The sequence below is a fragment of the Arthrobacter sp. TmtSoilC48 genome, assembly GCF_059739425.1.
In genome coordinates this window covers 1776513-1794513 of record NZ_AP046049.1, presented here as the reverse complement: position 1 = coordinate 1794513, position 18001 = coordinate 1776513, and the positions used below count along the sequence as shown (strand labels likewise).

At 62.4% G+C, this 18001-nt stretch carries 18 protein-coding genes; 10 read left to right on the top strand and 8 right to left on the bottom strand.

The window, feature by feature from the left end:
* Positions 1-750 (top strand): GNAT family N-acetyltransferase, encoded by a 750-nt coding sequence (locus AC6I97_RS08485; RefSeq protein WP_224165009.1) that lies wholly within the window; start codon positions 1-3, stop codon positions 748-750.
* Between the two features lie 104 nt (positions 751-854).
* Here the strand turns inward: AC6I97_RS08485 and AC6I97_RS08480 are convergent, their stop codons facing one another.
* From AC6I97_RS08480 to AC6I97_RS08455, 6 genes are all read right to left on the bottom strand, one after another.
* Entirely contained in the window at positions 855-2369 is a 1515-nt protein-coding gene (locus tag AC6I97_RS08480; protein ID WP_497944674.1) for a DHA2 family efflux MFS transporter permease subunit, read from the bottom strand.
* A 93-nt stretch (positions 2370-2462) separates the two neighbouring features.
* Positions 2463-2897 (bottom strand): ankyrin repeat domain-containing protein, encoded by a 435-nt coding sequence (locus AC6I97_RS08475; protein WP_224088342.1) that lies wholly within the window; start codon positions 2895-2897, stop codon positions 2463-2465.
* Positions 2894-3979: a CAF17-like 4Fe-4S cluster assembly/insertion protein YgfZ gene (gene ygfZ / locus AC6I97_RS08470; protein ID WP_497944673.1), complete on the bottom strand. Its 1086-nt coding sequence runs from the start codon at positions 3977-3979 to the stop codon at positions 2894-2896. Before ygfZ ends, AC6I97_RS08475 begins: the two co-directional genes overlap by 4 nt.
* A gap of 75 nt (positions 3980-4054) precedes the next feature.
* Positions 4055-4777: a flavodoxin family protein gene (locus AC6I97_RS08465; protein ID WP_224088346.1), complete on the bottom strand. Its 723-nt coding sequence runs from the start codon at positions 4775-4777 to the stop codon at positions 4055-4057.
* A gap of 57 nt (positions 4778-4834) precedes the next feature.
* Positions 4835-5434 (bottom strand): nitrobindin family protein, encoded by a 600-nt coding sequence (locus tag AC6I97_RS08460; RefSeq protein ID WP_224088348.1) that lies wholly within the window; start codon positions 5432-5434, stop codon positions 4835-4837.
* Positions 5435-5601: 167 nt separating this feature from the next.
* A complete protein-coding gene (locus AC6I97_RS08455) occupies positions 5602-6336 on the bottom strand; it encodes a permease (RefSeq protein WP_224088350.1) in 735 nt (244 codons plus the stop codon).
* Positions 6337-6598: 262 nt separating this feature from the next.
* Between AC6I97_RS08455 and AC6I97_RS08450 the strand changes: the two genes are divergently transcribed.
* The 8 genes from AC6I97_RS08450 to asd all read left to right on the top strand — a co-directional run bounded on the left by AC6I97_RS08450 (position 6599) and on the right by asd (position 14875).
* A complete protein-coding gene (locus AC6I97_RS08450) occupies positions 6599-7297 on the top strand; it encodes a winged helix-turn-helix transcriptional regulator (RefSeq protein WP_216925061.1) in 699 nt (232 codons plus the stop codon).
* A gap of 240 nt (positions 7298-7537) precedes the next feature.
* Entirely contained in the window at positions 7538-8518 is a 981-nt protein-coding gene (gene mshD, locus AC6I97_RS08445) for a mycothiol synthase (RefSeq protein WP_224165013.1), read from the top strand.
* A 104-nt stretch (positions 8519-8622) separates the two neighbouring features.
* Positions 8623-10872: an RNA degradosome polyphosphate kinase gene (locus tag AC6I97_RS08440; protein ID WP_224088354.1), complete on the top strand. Its 2250-nt coding sequence runs from the start codon at positions 8623-8625 to the stop codon at positions 10870-10872.
* Between the two features lie 9 nt (positions 10873-10881).
* Positions 10882-11850, top strand: coding sequence for an NUDIX hydrolase (locus tag AC6I97_RS08435; protein WP_224165014.1), 969 nt, complete (start codon positions 10882-10884; stop codon positions 11848-11850).
* Between the two features lie 135 nt (positions 11851-11985).
* Complete coding sequence (locus AC6I97_RS08430; RefSeq protein ID WP_224165015.1) at positions 11986-12789, top strand: thymidylate synthase; 804 nt, start codon at positions 11986-11988, stop codon at positions 12787-12789.
* On the top strand, positions 12786-13385 hold the full coding sequence (locus AC6I97_RS08425; protein WP_224165016.1) for a dihydrofolate reductase: 600 nt from the start codon (positions 12786-12788) through the stop codon (positions 13383-13385). The genes AC6I97_RS08430 and AC6I97_RS08425 overlap by 4 nt, the downstream gene beginning before the upstream one ends.
* Before the next feature lie 19 nt (positions 13386-13404).
* Positions 13405-13626 carry an NF038396 family protein gene (locus AC6I97_RS08420; RefSeq protein ID WP_224165017.1) on the top strand — a complete coding sequence of 74 codons (222 nt, stop codon included), beginning with the start codon at positions 13405-13407 and terminating at the stop codon, positions 13624-13626.
* Between the two features lie 106 nt (positions 13627-13732).
* Positions 13733-14875, top strand: coding sequence for an aspartate-semialdehyde dehydrogenase (gene asd / locus AC6I97_RS08415; protein ID WP_224165018.1), 1143 nt, complete (start codon positions 13733-13735; stop codon positions 14873-14875).
* Between the two features lie 23 nt (positions 14876-14898).
* On the opposite strand, the gene AC6I97_RS08410 is transcribed toward asd, so the two are convergent.
* A complete protein-coding gene (locus AC6I97_RS08410) occupies positions 14899-15903 on the bottom strand; it encodes a DUF559 domain-containing protein (RefSeq protein ID WP_224165019.1) in 1005 nt (334 codons plus the stop codon).
* 387 nt (positions 15904-16290) lie between these two features.
* Positions 16291-17433, bottom strand: a complete 1143-nt coding sequence (locus AC6I97_RS08405) for a winged helix DNA-binding domain-containing protein (protein ID WP_497944672.1) — start codon at positions 17431-17433, stop codon at positions 16291-16293.
* Positions 17434-17519: 86 nt separating this feature from the next.
* Between AC6I97_RS08405 and AC6I97_RS08400 the strand changes: the two genes are divergently transcribed.
* Positions 17520-17999 (top strand): hypothetical protein, encoded by a 480-nt coding sequence (locus AC6I97_RS08400; protein ID WP_224088359.1) that lies wholly within the window; start codon positions 17520-17522, stop codon positions 17997-17999.
* Positions 18000-18001 lie beyond the last annotated feature (2 nt).

Genomic DNA, 18001 nt, shown 5'->3' with positions numbered 1-18001 from the left:
ATGACTCTTGAGCCCACGTCCGCTGCCATTATCCAGCTGGCGTGGGCTCGGCATTTGGGGTTCGACGACGACGCTTTCGCCGCCGCTGCGGCCCGGGTCACCACTTCGGAGGTGGATCCAAGCGACCCCTCAAACCGCATCACCCTCGCCGACGAATCGGCGCAGGCAGTCGTTTTCCTCCGCCTTTTTGGTGCCTCAGCGCTGGTGGGACCCCAGTGGGTCCTCGACGCAGCCGCTGGAATTCCAGACACTGAGCTTGCCCAGCATGTCACGCTGTTGACCCTCACCCGGTCCCACGGTGGACACGGCCTGGGGTCCTCCGCCTTGTTCTTTGCCGACGACCTCCCACTCAATCAACCATCCGAAGACCTCACGGTCTCACGGGGCAATCCAGAGGCGATCGCGCTGGAAGGGCTGTGCCCCCCGGATGACGTCAACGAAGTGGGCCTGCAAGCCCTTGAGCACCGCTTCACCATCATGCATCCCGAAGAAGAACAGCCCACCCCCGTGGCGTGCGGGGCCTACTCCGAGTGGGAGGGAATCCTGGCCAACATGGGCGTCCTGGTAGCTCCGCCCTGGCGTCGGCGTGGCCTGGGAACGCTCGCTGCATCGATTGCTGCCCACGAAGCCCTGGCCGCTGGTCTGACGCTCCAGTGGAAGGCCGATGTCAGCAACAGCAGCGCACTCGCGATGGCGCGAAGCTTGGGATTCGCCACTGGCGGACTCCATGCGAGCGTGCTGCTCGGCTGACAAGGACCGAACCGGCCCAGCCTTGGTCTGGGATGGCACCGGTCCTGCCCCTGCGTCCGGGGCAGGACCAGCCAAAAGTGGGCTGGCCCCCGCCGTTTTCCACGCTACTTCCGGACGGATTCCTGAGGAGCCCCACTTGAAGCAGCAGCTCCCCAGCCTTCAACGGACTTCGGTTTGGCAAAGAACACGGCCACCACTGCCCCGACGAGGATCGCACAGGCGGGCAGCACGATCGACTGGCTCATCGCCGTCGAGAATCCTGCATGCAGTGCCCCGGGAAGGGCGCCGTTCATGGACGCTTCGTTCGCCGGAGCTCCTGCTGGCGCCGCGGGCAGCTCGGCCGCAAGCCGCGCCTGGATCAGCGCGGCAATGGCCGCCGATCCAAGGACTGCGCCGATCTGGCGGGTGGTGTTGAACACGCCCGAACCGGCGCCCGCTTGGCGCGGTTCGAGGTTCCGTGTTGTCGCATTGGATACCGGCCCCCAAATGAAGCCATTGGCAACGCCCTGCAGGGCACTGGGAAGCAGGAACATCCAAATGGGAGTATCCGGCCGTAGAAGTGAAGCTGTCCAGAAGAGCGCTCCTGCCAGGCAAACCAGGCCGAAGGATGCGAACCAGCGCGGGTTGGCACGGTCGATCAGCTTACCCACGACGGGTGCCAGGCCACCGGAGATCACCGCCATGGGAATCATGAGCAACGCTGATTGAGTGGGGGTCAAGCCCCGCACAACCTGGTAGTAGAAGATCGTGGGCAACGGAAACGCCGTCACTGTGAAGCCGACCACCATGATGGTGGTGTTGCCCAGCGAGAAATTGCGGTCCTTGAACAAAGCGAGCGGCAGCAGCGGTTCCCCGCCGCGCCGGCCCAGCAGCCACTGCCAGAGAACAAAGAGACCCAGGACCACGAGCCCTGCGATGATCAAGCCCCAAACAGTAACGGCACCGGTGACCGTTCCCCACTTATAGGTTTGGCCTTCCTGGAGACCGAAGACCAAAAGAAACATGCCGACGGCGGAAAGCACCACGCCCGCGACGTCGAATGAATGGCTGTGTGTCGTCAGCTTCGGGACGAAACGGGTGACCATAAAGAAGGCGACAATTCCGATCGGGACGTTGACGAAGAAGATCCACTCCCATCCCAGTCCGTCCACCAGGACCCCGCCCAGAATGGGACCCACGAGGACAGCCATGCCGGCTGTCGCTCCCCAAAGCCCCATGGCGGCACCCCGGCGGTCCGGAGGAAAAATACGCGTGATGACAGCCATGGTCTGGGGCGTCATCATGGCCGCGCCGAACCCTTGGACCGCGCGGGCGGCGATCAGCATGGTGATATCACTGGAGAGGCCGCACCACAGCGAAGCCAGGGTGAAGACCACCAGGCCGATCAAGTACAGATTCTTCGGCCCGAAACGGTCGCCCAGCCTGCCCGTGATGAGGAGGGGTACCGCATATGCCAGGAGGTAGGCGCTGGTAACCCAGATGACGGCATTGATATCCGTCTTGAGGCCTTCCATGATTCGCGGATTCGCGACCGACACGATGGTGGTGTCGATAAGGATCATGAAGAAGCCTATGACGAGGGACCACAGCGCGGGCCACGGCTTGGCTACGTTTTCCAAGGGATTCCTTCGGCTGGTATGAAAGTTCTCTGATCCCGCACTCATCAGTACGGTTGTCGCAGCTGCCGGGCTTTACCGGAACCCCCTCGCGCCTTAGCCCAGAAGGGCCAATATTTCGGCCCTGGCAAACATCCTGGCCGCTTCGCGCGCGGTGGGAGTTCCGGCGTCGGGGTCTGCTCCTGCGTCCAGCAGCGCCCGGGCGACGCCCGTGTATCCCTTGAATACCGCTCCGGCAAGCGGCGTCTGACCACGGTCATTGGGGGTATTCACATCGGCGCCGTGGTGCAGGATCAATTGCACGGTTTCCTCGTGCCCATGGTAGGCAGCAAGCATCAGCAGCGAATCTCCGGAGGCGTTGGTGAGCGTGGCCGGGGCACCGGCATTCAGGTAGCTCCGAAGCATCTCGGTGTTGCCTTCGCGGGCGGCATCGAAGAGCGTGTGGGCCAAGGCGACTGCTTCGTCGTCGGCGCCCGTATCGGTGGCGGCAGAGTCGGCTTCGGATCCGGTGCTGTGACTAGGTTGGCTCATCGATGGGGTCCCTTCAGGAATCCGGTTTGGCGCCCGACCACCTGGCCGGCGTCGGGGGCGACGATCACTTCCTGGGCTGCGATATAAGGCTCCTCGCCGTCCATGACTGTCAACGTTTCATCCGCCGGAACGGAGCGCTTGATGACAGCCAAGGCCACAGGGCCCATCTCGAAGTGCTGCGCCACAGATGTCAGAGTACCCACCTTGCGCTCCCCCGCAAATACAACACTGCCAACGGCCGGAAGAGTGTGTTGCGAGCCATCCAGCTGCAGGAAGACGAGGCGCCGCGGCGGATGGCCGAGATTGTGAACGCGTGCGATGGTCTCCTGGCCCTTGTAGCAGCCCTTGCTCAGGTGAACGGAGGTGCGAATGAGGTCCAGCTCATGCGGAATGGTCCTGTCATCGGTCTCCGCACCGAGACGTGGCCGCCACGCGGCAACCCGCAGGGCGTCGGCCGCCATGGCACCAGCCAAGGGCAAGCCTTCGACCACGGATTCCAGATCTGCCGCCGGGACGAGGTATTCGAACCATGGGCGTTCAAGGCCAGGGTGCAACTCCTCCGGGACAGTGCTGTAGGAATAGCCGCCCGGGCCTACATGCGGCCACGGATCTTCCCAAACCAAGTAACCGCCGAGCTTCTCCACGGGCTTCGTGGAACCAAGGACAGCCCACTGCCCGGACACATCCGTGACCTCCACGCGCAGCATGAACTTCATCTTGTTCAACCACTCGGCCAACGGCTCCGCTTCCGCGGCCTCGACGATCAGCCAGGTGGTTTCACCGTCATCGATAACCCGCGCATCGAACTCGATGCGGCCCTGGACACTGAGCAGCAACAGTTCGCTGCCAACACGGGGCTGGAGGTTGGTCACCTGCTGGGATGAAAGCGTGTTGAGCCAGCTGAGTCGGTCCGGTCCGGACACCGTCACCACGCCGCGGTGGGAAAGATCCACGACGGCGGTACCGGTTGCCAGAGCGCGTTGCTCCCGCAGCGGCTCGCCATAGTGGGCCGCGACGCCGGCATCCAGACCAGTGTCTTCGACAGCGCCAGGGCGCGACAACAGGGGGCTCTTGTAAGTCATATGTAGTAGAAGTCCTTGCGGCTCAGTGGTATTCCGGAATCCGGTGATATTCCGGAATCCGGTGGTATTCCGGAGTCAGCGGTATTCCGGGTTCTCGAAATCGAATCGCGTGCCGGCTTTCCATTCTTCCGGAAGGTTGCCATAGGCAGGGATGCCGCCTGCATCCCTGAGCAGGCGGGCCATGTGCATCAGGTTCCAGGACATGAAGGTGGTGTTCCTGTTGGTAAAATCACTCTCCGGACCACCGGACCCTTCATCCAGATAGCTTGGCCCTGGGCCTACAGGGCCAATCCAGCCGGCATCAGCTTGCGGAGGAATAGTGAAGCCTATGTGCTGGAGGCTGTACAGCACGTTCATGGAACAGTGCTTGATGCCATCTTCATTTCCGGTGATGAGGCATCCACCCACTTTCGGGTAGAACGCCCACTGGCCCTTGTCGGTCAGTTCGCCGGAGTGGGCGTACAGACGCTCAATGAGCTTCTTCGTCTGGGAAGAGTTATCGCCCAACCAGATGGGACCGGCCACCACCACGATGTCGGCCTCAGCGACCAACGGATAGATCTCCGGCCATTCATCGGTTTTCCAGCCGTGCTCCCGCATGTCCGGATAGACACCGCTGGCGATATCGTGGTCGACAGTCCGGATGAGGCGGGTGGTGACGCCCTGCTTTTCCATGATGTCGCGGCTGATGCGGATCAGCCCATCGGTGTTGCTGACCTGAGGTGAAGGTTTCAACGTGCCGTTGAAGAACACGGCCTTGAGTCCCTCGTAGCCTCCCGGTTTGAGGTTGTTATTCACTAGCTGCTCCTTTTGCTGGTTGCGTGTGGAACGTTCAGTGACACCTCGCGCCGGGCGTCAGGAAACCCTGTGAAGGAACGCCGAGGCGTGTGGTTCCAATGCCTTGCCGTTGGCGGCAACATCCCAGCGCCAGAGGAGATTGCCATCCACCAGGCCAAAGATCCGTGTTGCGGCGGTGTACTCCTTTGAGTGGCTGCCGCGCATCACCATATCCGTGGTGAGCTGGATCTGTGGTCCCTTGATCTGGCCGTAGTAGAGCTCTGTGATTCCGCCAGGGTGGGCAATTGAAACGGAGATATCGAAGCCGCCTTCTTTGTTCCGGCGTTCTTCGACCTCATCGGCGGTCTTGAGCACGGGCACAATGTCCGCCGGGATAAGCCCGGGACCCCCGTCGCCTTCCTGGAGCTTGCGTTCCAAGGCCCAAAAGCCGGTTTCAACGGTCAGTGGGCGCAACTTTGCGCCGGCGTCGTCGCTGATCCAGGTCTCGGCCCTGTACTGCAGGTACGGCAAACCGTTATGGGTGAAGGAAACGTGTTGGACGAAATGCTCCGAATCCTCATCACCACTGCCAAGCCGGCCGCGGCCTTCCCACTCACCAATGAGCCAGGAAAGCGGGACGAGTTCAGGCGTCAGGTCTGTTGGAATCTCAATAGGCACAACGACTACCTCTTTTGGACTGCAGGATCAGAAGGCTTTACTTCTGGCCCTTGAAAAGGCGGTAAACAACGAAACCCGCAAACCACGCCATGGCAATGCTTGCCAGGCCAAGGAGAACGAGGAAGAAGATTTCAAATGCGAGTACAGACATGATGCAATCCTAACCGTTAGTAGATGAGTAGTTTGTCTATGAAGTAGGCCAAGGCTCCCACAGCCCAAACCGGTGCGACGCCCATTCCCAATGCTGCCGGAATATTGAGCCGCCCGCGCCTGAGAGTAGTCATCCGCCGGAAGCACACGAGGACCGACCCGACCACGACGCCCACCAAGGCAGCAGGCAGCACGGCGATATCGGAAAAAACAAGTCCGGCCAAGGGGCCCATGAGTCCGGCCATGACGATGCCCAGGGGAGCCACAATCCGGTCCGGCCAACGAATGACGCCCACCAGGAGTGCCACTGCGGCGCTCAACCCGGCCACCAGGACCATCTCCTTGACGCCGTTGAACCGGGCGCCGGCGATCCATCCTGCACCGAGGCAATTCAACAGGACCCCGGCACAACAGCCGAGCGTGGACTCCAGGCGCTGCGCCTGCCCCGTTCCCCGCACGAGCTGGATGATGAACACCGCCATGACGCCCAAGGCAATGAAGGCGGGGGTACCATCCAGAAATCCAGGTGCCGGCATGTAAGCTGCCGTCAATGCCGACCCGGCACCGGCCAGGGCAATGACCGAGGCCAGGGTTTTCTTGGCCGGGACCGCAAGGAAATGCGGCCAACCAAGCCCTACAGCCGCGGACGCCACAATGCCAATGCCCACCATGGCTTCCCGGGAAACGAAGGTGCTGGCCACGATGGCTGCGAGCGCCACGAGTCCGAATACCCCGATGCTCCAAGACTTCACTGTGTGCCCGACCTCAATTCGATGCGCCTTACGACCTCCCGACAATCCTGCCCTATGGCGGGCGAATATGTCGTAATTCCGGTGGCAGCCCGTCACGAATCCCTGACTGGCGGGGCTCGGGTGGGTATACTCGGACTTCAACGGCCCACACTGTTTGCCTTGATTCCGTTACAACGGGCCAAGGCTTGCCAGCTGCCGTGACCGGCCGGTGAAATTCCGGTTTCGACGCCCGATGATGCGCGTACAGCCCATTGGAGGAACTATGTCGCACATCCTGCTCCTGACGAACAGCACCGGCTCTTCGGTGGACATTCTGCCTGCCCTTGAGCTGCTCAACCACCGTGTTCACATCCTCCCGGCAGAACCGACTGCGCTGCTCGAAACCGACCCCACGGACATCGTCTTCCTGGATGCCCGCAAGGACCTGGTGGGGGCACGCTCCCTGACGCAACTATTGAAGGCCACCGGACTCAGCGCACCGCTCATGCTGATTCTTACCGAGGGCGGCATGGCAGCCGTTTCCTCTGCATGGTCAGTGGATGACATCGTGCTGGACTCCGCAGGCCCTGCTGAGGTCGAGGCGAGAATCCGTCTGGCCATGGCCCGTGCTGTACCAGGCGAAGAGGAGACCCAGACGGAGATCCGCGCCGCCGGCGTCGTTATCGATGAAGCGAGCTACACCGCCCGGGTCAGCGGCCAACCCCTGAACCTGACGTTCAAGGAATTCGAGCTCCTCAAGTACCTCGCCCAGCACCCCGGACGCGTGTTTACCCGCCAGCAGCTGTTGACCGAAGTCTGGGGCTACGACTACTACGGTGGCACCCGGACGGTAGACGTGCACATCCGACGCCTCCGCGCCAAGCTCGGTGTTGACCACGAGAATCTCATCAGCACGGTCCGCAACGTCGGTTATCGCCTGACCTTGGTCAGGCTCCCGGATGACGAACTCTCGGAAGCGTAGACCGCGCGTCGACTGTGAAACGAAAAGAGGCCAGGATTCACATGAATCCTGGCCTCTTCCCTTTTCCGTGGAGGACATACGGGTCGAACGTATCGAGGCCACCCCACTGGTGGATCCCCCCTGTGTTGACTGCACGGTGGGCTACAGAGCCGCCGCAAAGCCGAACGAGATAACGAGCCTACAGCCGTTTCAAGGGGACTTCAAATTACAGTGCTTGCCCCGGACGTATAGCCTTGCATCATGAGTCAAGCGCACCCTGAGAACTGGCCAGTACTGCTCGTCACCGGCGCCCTCGATCCCGAACTCCTCACGGACTTCAGGACACTCGCAGCGGCCGCCGAGGAATCCGACGGCAACCCTCCCCTGTCTGAACAGACATTGGTCATGTTGCGTGGCGCCGATGCCGGCGATCACTCCGTCCTGTCACTTGCGCTTTATGCCCCGGATGAGGATTCAGATCCGGCGACCGGAGAAGACCTGGCGGGAATCGCCGTCGTCGTTGAAGCGCCCGGCCCATCGGGAACAACGGGTGTCCTCGAATTGGCAGTCCACCCCACCTACCGCAACCAAGGTGTAGCGGGCCGCCTGCTGGAGGCGCTGGAAGGCAAACGCGGTTTTGAGGGCTTGAGCGCCTGGTCCCACGGCAACCACGAGGCCGCGGCGGAGCTGGCCACCCGTTTTGGCTACGGTCCCGTGCGTGAACTGTGGAAGATGCGGCTGATGTCCTCCACGTCCGCACTGCCCGACGTCGGCCTCCCGGACGGGGTCTCATTACGTCCCTTCGTGCCGGGCCAGGACGAGGACGCTTGGCTTGCAGCCAACCGCGCGGCCTTCTCGCACCATCCCGAGCAGGGCTCCATGACGCGGGCCGATCTTGAGGCCCGCAAGGCCGAAGATTGGTTTGATCCCGCCGGCTTCCTCCTGGCCGTTAGTGACGCAGGCGAACTGCTGGGATTCCACTGGACCAAGGTTCACCCGCGGCAGGGGCCCCATCCCGCGATCGGCGAGGTGTACGTAGTGGGTGTCACGCCCGGGGCGCAGGGCCTGGGGTTGGGCAAGGCACTCACCGTGGCCGGGATCAGGTACCTGCAGGACAAGGGCCTGCACGCCGTCATGCTTTACGTCGATGCCGACAACCGGGCCGCGGTATCCCTATACCAGAAGCTTGGCTTCATCCGTTGGGACACCGATGTGATGTATGGACCTTTAACCAAGAATTAACCTCAGCATCCCGCTGCAAGGAAAGCCCGGGACTTCTTGGATTCGGGCACCGGAATTGCTTGTAATGTGGGAGGAAACCCAGTCCTGAGCTTAGGAGAACCCCCATGCAGCCGGACCCCGTCGGCACCGCCGGATCCACTTCGAAGGGCGCCACACTGCCCCCACGCTTCGGATCATCGGAAGTGCCGGCTTCACGAGCCACCCAGGACCGCATTGACATCCCGGAATTTGCGCCGAGCCTGGAACCCGAAGGCGACATCACGCCGGACCGTTTCCTGGACCGTGAACTCAGCTGGCTTGCATTCAACTCCCGCGTTTTGGAGCTCGCGGAGGATCCGGACCTCTTCCTCCTGGAACGCGTGAATTTCCTGTCGATCTTTGCCTCCAACCTCGACGAGTTCTTCATGGTCCGCGTTGCCGGTTTGAAGCGGCGCATCGCCACCGGACTTGCTGTTCCCTCCCCCGCCGGCCTGAGCCCCATCGAGGTGCTGGAGCAGATCGGCCAGGAGGCGCACAAGCTGCAGGAACGCCACGCGCGTGTCTTCGCCGAACAGATCCGTCCTGCCCTGGCTTACGAGCACATCCACATCATGCACTGGAATGAATTGGATGAAGATGCCCGTCACCGGATCAGCATCATGTTCCAGGAGAAGGTCTTCCCGATCCTGACGCCCCTGGCCGTGGATCCCGCACACCCCTTCCCCTACATTTCCGGCCTCTCGCTGAACCTTGCGGTGATTGTCAGCAACCCCATCAGCGACAAGGAACTCTTCGCCCGTGTAAAGGTTCCGGACCAGCTGCCGCGCCTGATCTCCGTGGACGGCCCCCGTGCAGGTGCCATTCCTGGCCGTGTTGCCCGCTTCATTGCGTTGGAAGAAGTCATTGCAGTCCACCTGGACAAGCTCTTCCCCGGCATGGAAGTCCTGGAGCACCACACCTTCCGCGTCACCCGCAACGAGGACCTTGAGGTAGAGGAAGACGACGCCGAGAACCTCCTCCAGGCCTTGGAGAAGGAACTCCTTCGCCGCCGCTTCGGCCCTCCTGTGCGCCTGGAAGTCACCACGGACATCAACCCGAACATCAAGGCCCTGCTCATCCGGGAACTCGGCGTTGAAGAGTCCGAGGTCTACTCGGTTCCGGCGCCCCTGGACCTCCGTGGCCTCTCTGCGATCAGCGCCATTGACCGCCCCGACCTCCACTACCCCAAGCATGTCCCGCACACGTCCCGGTATCTCAATGAATCCGAAACGTCCAAGGCGGCCAACGTGTTTGCTGCCATGCGCCGCCGGGACATCCTGCTCCACCACCCGTACGACTCGTTCTCCACTTCCGTTCAGGCATTCCTTGAACAGGCCGCCGCGGACCCCAAAGTCCAGGCCATCAAACAGACCCTGTACAGGACGTCCGGCGACTCCCCCATCGTTGACGCGTTGATCGATGCCGCAGAAGCCGGCAAGCAGGTCCTTGCCCTGGTGGAGATCAAGGCCCGCTTTGACGAGCAGGCAAACATCTCCTGGGCCCGGAAGCTGGAACAGGCGGGCGTACACGTCGTGTACGGCATTGTGGGCCTGAAGACCCACTGCAAGTTGTCTTTGGTGGTCCGGCAGGAAGTGGATGGCCTGCGCCGCTATTGCCATATCGGTACCGGCAACTACCACCCTCGGACCGCCCGCTACTACGAGGACCTCGGCTTGCTCACGGCGAACGAGCAAGTGGGCGAAGACCTGTCCAAGCTGTTCAACCAGCTCTCCGGATACGCACCGAAGTCCACGTTCAAACGGCTGCTCGTGGCGCCGCGTTCCGTGCGTGCCGGCCTCATCGAGAGGATCGAAGCGGAAATCCGCAACGCCCGCGCCGGCGTTCCTGCCCGCGTCCAGATCAAGGTCAATTCCATGGTGGACGAAGCCATCATCGACGCCCTCTACCGCGCCTCGCAGGCCGGTGTGATGGTGGACGTGGTGGTCCGTGGCATCTGCTCCCTCCGGCCGGGCGTACCGGGCCTGAGCGAAAACATCACGGTCCGCTCCATCCTCGGCCGGTTCCTGGAACACTCCCGCGTCTTTGCTTTTGCGAACGGTGGGGACCCTGTGGTTTACATCGGATCCGCAGACATGATGCACCGCAACCTGGACCGGCGTGTTGAGGCACTCGTCCAGTTGGCCAGCAAGGAAGACACCGCCACGGTCGTGGACCTCATGAACCGTTATGTGGACGACGGAACCGCGAGTTGGCACTTGGACAACCAAGGTCATTGGACCAGGCACCACCTTGACGAGGACGGAAAGCCTCTGTTGGACATGCAGTCCTGGCTCCTTGCATCCCGGTCACGCCAGCGTGCAGCGGCCCGGCGGTAAGGGAACCTGTTGAAAAGCGATACCCCCGTGGCGGATCAGACGGACCACCCCGGTGAACGGGTGGCCGTTGTTGCGGCCGGTGCCATTCCTTGGCGGGTTCAGAAGGGCGCCCTTGAGGTGCTCCTGATCCACAGGCCCCGCTACGATGATTGGTCCTGGCCCAAAGGAAAGCTCGACGACGGCGAAACAGTTCCGCAGTGCGCCGTCCGTGAAGTGCATGAAGAGATCGGCCTCAACAGTTCGCTCGGCGTGCCGTTGCCACCCATTCATTACCATGTCAGTGCTGGCCTGAAAGTTGTGCACTACTGGGCCATGCGGGTCAACGGCGAACAGCTGCGGCCCGACGGCAAGGAAGTAGACAGCGTCATGTGGTGCAGCCCGGACAGGGCTGCGTCCTTCCTCAGCAACCCCACCGATGTGGAGCCCCTCGAGTACCTTGAGAAGGCCCACATCCGGGGCGAATTGGATACGTGGCCGCTCGTATTGATCCGCCACGCAAAGGCAAAGCCCAGGTCCTCATGGACCAAGGCTGAGGGGGAGCGTCCGCTGGCCGCCACTGGGCAACGCCAGGCGGCGGCCGTCCAGCGCCTGTTGGAAGTGTGGAAGCCACAACGGATAGTTACCAGCCCGTGGACCCGCTGCGTAGCAACCATTGCCCCCTACGCCAAGGCAAGCGGAGCGAAGGTAAAGCTGGCTGAAGCCCTTACCGAGCACAACCACAACCGGTCACCCAAGAAAACGGCCGCCACAGTGGAGGCCCTGTTCGATAAGCAGGTGCCAATCGCCGTGTGCACCCATCGCCCGGCGTTGCCCACCGTCCTGAACCAACTGGGCCAGCACATGTCAGCCGCCTTGCGGGGGTTGCTGCCAACGTCCGATCCGTTCCTTTCTCCGGGCGAGGTCATCGTCTGCCAGGTTGCCCGTGGTTCCGAGCGGAAGATTGTGTCGGTGGAACAGGTCAAGCCTTTCGACGACTAGCCACGCCGCAGCCTGGCGGCAAATCCCGGGGTTGCCGCCGCGCGCGCCTACAAGGGTTTCGGTCTGCGGCGTCGGTGATGAGACACTCATCGATCCACTGAGGGCTGGCATGGTCCAAACCAGTAAGCTGGACTCGTGAGCATCCCCACCCCGTATGAAGACCTCCTGCGCGACGTCATGGCCAATGGCACGCATAAGTCGGACCGCACCGGAACCGGAACGCGCAGCGTCTTCGGGCGTCAATTGCGCTTCGACCTCGCCGAAAGCTTCCCGCTCATCACCACCAAGCGGGTCCACTTCAAATCCGTGGCAGTGGAGCTCCTGTGGTTCCTTCGCGGCGATTCGAACGTGAAGTGGATGCAGGACCAAGGCGTTTCCATTTGGGACGAATGGGCGGACGCCGACGGCGAACTCGGCCCCGTGTACGGTGTGCAGTGGCGCAGCTGGCCCACACCCGACGGTGGGCATATCGACCAAATCTCCGAGCTCATGGCCAACCTGGCTGCCAATCCGGATTCCCGGCGACACATCGTTTCCGCGTGGAACGTCGCCGAGCTCAAGGACATGGCGCTCCCGCCCTGCCATGCGTTCTTCCAGTTCTACGTGGCGGACGGAAAGTTGTCCTGCCAGCTGTACCAACGCTCCGCGGACACGTTCCTGGGCGTTCCCTTCAACATTGCCTCCTACGCCCTGCTGACGTGCATGGTCGCCCAGCAGTTGGGCCTGGAGCCGGGCGAGTTCGTCTGGACAGGCGGTGACGTCCACATTTACGACAACCACGTGGAACAAGTCACCGAGCAGCTCACCCGTGAACCGTACGAGTATCCACAACTGAAAATCCTCCGCAAGCCGGACTCGATCTTCGACTACACCCTGGACGACTTCGAGGTTGTGGGCTACCGGCACCACCCCACCATCAAGGCGCCGATCGCCGTATGAGCACTCCCTCATCCGAGAATCCTTCCCAGCTTCCGGGCGTCATCTTCACCCAGGAAACCGCAGCCAAAATGACCGGTATCGGCATGATCTGGGCCCAGACCAAAGCCGGTGTCATTGGCAATGACGGCTCCATGCCGTGGCACCTCCCCGAGGACCTCAAGCACTTCAGCCAGCTGACCACGGGACACCCCGTCATCATGGGCCGCAAGACCTGGGAATCGTTCCCGGACAAGTACCGTCCCCTGCCCGGGCGCACCAACATTGTGGTGACCCGCAACCCGGGGTGGGCTTCCACGCCTGAGGCCGAGGGCGCCGTCGTGGTTTCCTCCCTGGATGCAGCCCTGCTGGAATCCCAGTTCGCGCCCGGTGGCCAAAAGGTTTGGATCATCGGCGGCGGCCAGATTTTTGAACAGTCGATGGGAATTGCCAATGTTGCCGTCATCACCATCATCGATGCAGACCTCGACGGCGATACCTTCGCGCCTGAACTCGGCGACGACTGGACTTTTGATACTGCCGCGCCGGACGAAGGCTGGCTGACGGCCAAGAACGGCACACAATACCGGTTCACCACGTGGCGCCGGACGGAAACCTAGAAACCAGGACATGCTCCGAATGCTGAAGAAACCCGAAACATTGTTCGTACTGGGATACATGCTGCTGCCGCTTTTCGCGCTGATCTCAGCCATTGTTGGACTGACCATGATTCTTGGCGGCAACCGCATCGTCGGCATCATCGTGTTGATCGTGGTCACACAGGTCTTCACGTTCGGTGCGTTCTTTGCCTTGCGCAAGCGCAAAGCCGTGCTGCTGCAAGGGCCCGACGCCGGGAACTAGCCGCGGCGGTCGGCCTGCCTGCCGCTGGGGCGAGTGCCGGCGTCGTGCGTTGCGTGCGTGACGTAACCAACAGCGGCTCTTCGCCGCAAAAGTTTAGACTGGGTAAATGACTACAGCAGCTAATCCGTCCGTTGGACTGGTCGGTTGGCGTGGCATGGTCGGCTCCGTCCTGATGCAGCGCATGCAGGACGAGAACGACTTCGCCAACATCAACCCGGTATTTTTCTCCACCTCGAACGCAGGAGGTGCCGCCCCTTCCTTTGCTGACGGGGCTGGCAAGCTCGAGGACGCGTTCGATATTGAGACGCTTGCCAAGCTGCCGATTATTGTTACCGCCCAGGGTGGCGACTACACCAAGCAGGTTCACGGCGAACTCCGCAGCCGTGGCTGGGATGGCCTCTGGATCGATGCTGCCTCCACCCTGCGCATGAACGACGACTCGATCATCGTTCTGGACCCCATCAACCGCGACGTCATCGACGCCGGCCTGTCCGGCGGCGTGAAGGACTACATCGGCGGCAACTGTACCGTTTCCTGCATGCTCATGGGCCTTGGCGGACTGTTCAAGAACAACCTGGTCGAATGGGGCACCTCCATGACGTACCAGGCTGCCTCCGGTGGCGGCGCCCGCCACATGCGCGAGCTCCTGAACCAGTTCGGCACCCTCAACAACGAGGTAAGCAGCGAACTTCAGGATCCGGCCTCGGCAATCCTGGAAATCGACCACAAGGTTCTCGCCGCTCAGCGCACTGGCGTTGACGCCACCCAGTTCGGCGTTCCGCTGGCCGGTTCGCTCATTCCCTGGATCGATGCCGACCTCGGCAACGGCCAGTCCAAGGAAGAGTGGAAGGCCGGGGTCGAGACCAACAAGATCCTCGGAACGGGCAAGGGCACCGCGGGCAAGGACCACATCGCCATGGACGGCCTATGCATTCGCATCGGCGCCATGCGCTCCCACTCCCAGGCCCTCACGCTCAAGCTGCGCGAAGACCTGTCCGTCACGGAGATCGAGAACCTCCTGGCCAAGGACAACGAGTGGGCCAAGGTTGTTCCGAACACCAAGGAAGCCTCCATGGCGGACCTGACTCCTGTGGCTGCTTCCGGCACCCTGGACATTCCCGTTGGCCGTATCCGCAAGCTCGAAATGGGCCCGGAGTACATCAGCGCCTTTACCGTGGGCGACCAGCTCCTGTGGGGTGCAGCTGAGCCGCTGCGCCGCATGCTGAACATCGTGACAGGCAAGCTCTAGGCCCCGTCCGCGCTTTTTCGTCGTCAACCCGCTGTTCCGTTGCTGCCCAGCAACGGAACAGCGGGTTTTCCGCGTTCTACCCGCGATCCGCCCAACGCCTCCCTGAGCTTGCGGTCGACGTCCCATGGCCTGCTGAGATCGTCCCATTCGATGCGGACCACTTTCCACCCTTGGGCTTGGAGTGCCTTCTCCCGGCGTCGCTCCTGAAAGACCACTTCCTCCGTGGGTGCGTAATCGAAGTATTTGGCACGGCCGTCAAACTCCAGAATCACCTTGTTTTCCGGCCAGCCGAAGTCTCCCCGGTACCGGCCTATGGGTGTATCGACTTCGAGCTGAAGCACCGCTCCGTGGATCCCCAACTTGTCCAGAAGCACTCGTGTGCGGGTCTCCCCCACGGATTCCGAACGGGCATCCATTGCGTCGAGAACCCGACGCAAGCGTCGTGCACCTCTTGTGATTTTGCCAGTATCCACATAGCCCTGCATCAAAAGCGGATCAGCGCCCCTGCGTACAGCTTGGTCTGCGATCACCAATGCCCGTTCAAAAGCCAGGGTCCGTGCACAGTCCACCACCGTGCGCTCAAGGCTCGTGACTTTGACGGGTCGTCGCCACGCCGCCTGCAGCTCAACGATCTCCGCGGACTCCAGTGGACCACCGTGCGCCGATACATCTTCCCCGGAGCTCGCCTGTGCTGGCCAGAACGGCGTGGTGACATGCACCAGTGGGCCACCATCCCACGGTGAGCATCCATGAAGTCGCGCGGCACTCAGATGGCTGTAGATGTTGGCGACACGTGATCCGCTCTGATGCGCTTGGATCCTCAGCATGTCCTGCTCCCAAGGACTTCGCCGGCGCCAGTCCACAGAACGGGCGTACACGCCACGTCTTAGCCTGATCAGCTTTCCCGATCGCACACCCGCCGTAAGCACGCGGTCGCCGAGACCATTCTCGGCGAGGTCCGCTGTCACAGCGATCATGTTATCCGGCCAGTTGCCGGCGATCAGGGCGTCAAGTTTTTGTGGCTTCATGGGGTCCATCGTGCGTCTGGCGTGGGCCTCCCGGACAGCCTTTCAGGGCCGTATGTGGACAACTACGGCCCGTCGGCAATGGATACTCCAATGCCCCACGTCGCTGGATCTCCATGCCCAGTCGTGGACCCGCTAACCCGTTGTTGGCCCTCCACGTAATAGCGGCCAAGCCACAGGGAAGCGGGCAACCCACGGGTTTCCCAGCCGCAGCCCTCAGACCTGCCCTGCCCGGCCATAAGGACCTGATGCCAACAACGTCGTGGACCCGCTAACCCGTTGTTGGCCAACGACGCGGGAGCGGGCAAACCACCGGGAAGCGGGCAACCCACTGGCTAGGACAGTGTCGGGGCAGGTGCAGGGCAGTGTCAGGACAGGGCAAGCCCGGCCTCAGCCCGCCATGAACTTCAGGTAAGCCCGCCCCTGCGCCTGGAACGAACGCTCCGCGGCCGGGCCCAGCTGTCCTTCGAAGGGGTCAGGAACAACGCCGGGCGCCTTGCCGTTGCCGGTCCTGGCCCACGTGCCCACCACTTCTCCCCCGGCCACGATGATTCGTTTGAACACTCCGTTCCTGCCTGGCACCACCAATTCAGCATGCTCTGGTGCAAGGACCAGGCTTCGGTCCTGGTAACCGAGCAGGAATTCATCGAAGCCAGGAAGAGCCAGCAACGCGCGCGAGCCGGGGACGCCGTCGTCGAGCAGTGCTGCTGTTTCAGGCGAAAGCCAATAGCTGGTACCGCCAAACGGCAGCTCCACCAATCGATCCTGAACCGAGCCAAGGGCCTTGCGCGCTTCCGTGAGGGGCACTTGGCTCCACCAGGCGAAGTCCTTCACCGTCGCAGGCCCGTGGCTGCGGATGTAACGGAAGAGAAGCTCCGCAATGCCTTCCTCGCGATCAAGGTCCCTGGAGTCCTTGATCCACTCGTCGAAGGGCACAAACAACTGTTGGACGCCCACCTTGCCGCGTGAACCAGCCATGGGGCCTTGAACAAGCCATGCACGCTGGCACAGGCTTCCAAGCAGATGGATGCCACGCTGGGCCTTGGTGATCTGGCCTGCTTCCTCGAAGGCGTCAAAGAGTTGCTCGCGCGTGGCCCCGCGTCCGCCGTCGGCCGTCCTGAGGGACTCCAACGTCTTCAGTGCGATGTCCCGGCAATGGCTGATGTCCTCGGCGGTGATGCCAAGCTCCCGGTGCCGCCCTGCCACCATGTTCATGAGTCGTGGGCTGGTGATTCGCAGGATCCAGCGGAGATCCTCCGGTGCCAGCAGATGCAGCGTTCCCCGCATTGGCCACGACCGGACTATGGTTCCGGAGTCAATGGCTGCGCGGACGTCGGAAGCGGCAGATCCCGGGACACGCTGCCCCACCGCCCAGAGCGCGGACCCGAGATCCTGCGCCTGCATGGCTGTCATCCACCGAACCGCTTCCGGCACTGAGGCAAAACCACCATTCAGGAGTCCCTGGCCAGCCAGCCGCAGGCGGCCCATGATTCGCGAAGTGATAGTGACAGGGCGCGCTTGGGGTGCAGGCATGCTCCATCCTAAAAGCGCCCACCCGGTACAGGGAACCTTGCAGCACCTCCCAGCAGCCTTCCAGCACAGTTTCCTAGGATGGCTGCATGCTCTTTGGTGATCTTGCTCCGCTTGTGCGGCCGCTCAGCAGGTGGTTGGCGGCGGCTGGCTGGTGCTGCACCGTCGTCGGGCTTGGAACGGGCCTCGTTGTGGCCGTTGGTACAGGAGTCAGCCTCACGCCTGCCATGCAGGTCATCCAGATGGCAGGGCTGGTGGCGACTGCCACTGCCGCGCTGCTCATCGGCACCGCAGCCGCCATCCAACCTGTTGCCGACCCCGGGGACGACACCCCGGAGCCCTGGTTCTACCCCGCGGCCGCAGCACAAGTACGCAGCTTCCTGCTGGGTGCCATCGTGATGCTCCTGGGCCTGGTGGGCTTCGCCATGGCAGGGCTCTTCATGCCCAGCGGCCCCTCACCCCAAAGCATTGCCTTCAGCCAGATCTTCTTGCTGGGATCGGTGAGTTGCGGGCTGACCTTCCTGCTCCTCAACAAAGTCCTGCCCATCGCCGCACGACGCACACGCTAAGC

Excerpts from the sequence above, each read along its gene's own strand:
- AC6I97_RS08485 (WP_224165009.1), top strand. The coding sequence starts at position 1 with ATGACTCTTGAGCCCACGTCCGCTGCCATTATCCAGCTGGCGTGGGCT.
- AC6I97_RS08475 (WP_224088342.1), bottom strand. The coding sequence starts at position 2,897 with ATGAGCCAACCTAGTCACAGCACCGGATCCGAAGCCGACTCTGCCGCC.
- ygfZ (WP_497944673.1), bottom strand. The coding sequence starts at position 3,979 with ATGACTTACAAGAGCCCCCTGTTGTCGCGCCCTGGCGCTGTCGAAGAC.
- AC6I97_RS08450 (WP_216925061.1), top strand. The coding sequence starts at position 6,599 with ATGTCGCACATCCTGCTCCTGACGAACAGCACCGGCTCTTCGGTGGAC.
- mshD (WP_224165013.1), top strand. The coding sequence starts at position 7,538 with ATGAGTCAAGCGCACCCTGAGAACTGGCCAGTACTGCTCGTCACCGGC.
- AC6I97_RS08440 (WP_224088354.1), top strand. The coding sequence starts at position 8,623 with ATGCAGCCGGACCCCGTCGGCACCGCCGGATCCACTTCGAAGGGCGCC.
- AC6I97_RS08425 (WP_224165016.1), top strand. The coding sequence starts at position 12,786 with ATGAGCACTCCCTCATCCGAGAATCCTTCCCAGCTTCCGGGCGTCATC.
- AC6I97_RS08420 (WP_224165017.1), top strand. The coding sequence starts at position 13,405 with ATGCTGAAGAAACCCGAAACATTGTTCGTACTGGGATACATGCTGCTG.
- asd (WP_224165018.1), top strand. The coding sequence starts at position 13,733 with ATGACTACAGCAGCTAATCCGTCCGTTGGACTGGTCGGTTGGCGTGGC.
- AC6I97_RS08410 (WP_224165019.1), bottom strand. The coding sequence starts at position 15,903 with ATGAAGCCACAAAAACTTGACGCCCTGATCGCCGGCAACTGGCCGGAT.
- AC6I97_RS08405 (WP_497944672.1), bottom strand. The coding sequence starts at position 17,433 with ATGCCTGCACCCCAAGCGCGCCCTGTCACTATCACTTCGCGAATCATG.
- AC6I97_RS08400 (WP_224088359.1), top strand. The coding sequence starts at position 17,520 with ATGCTCTTTGGTGATCTTGCTCCGCTTGTGCGGCCGCTCAGCAGGTGG.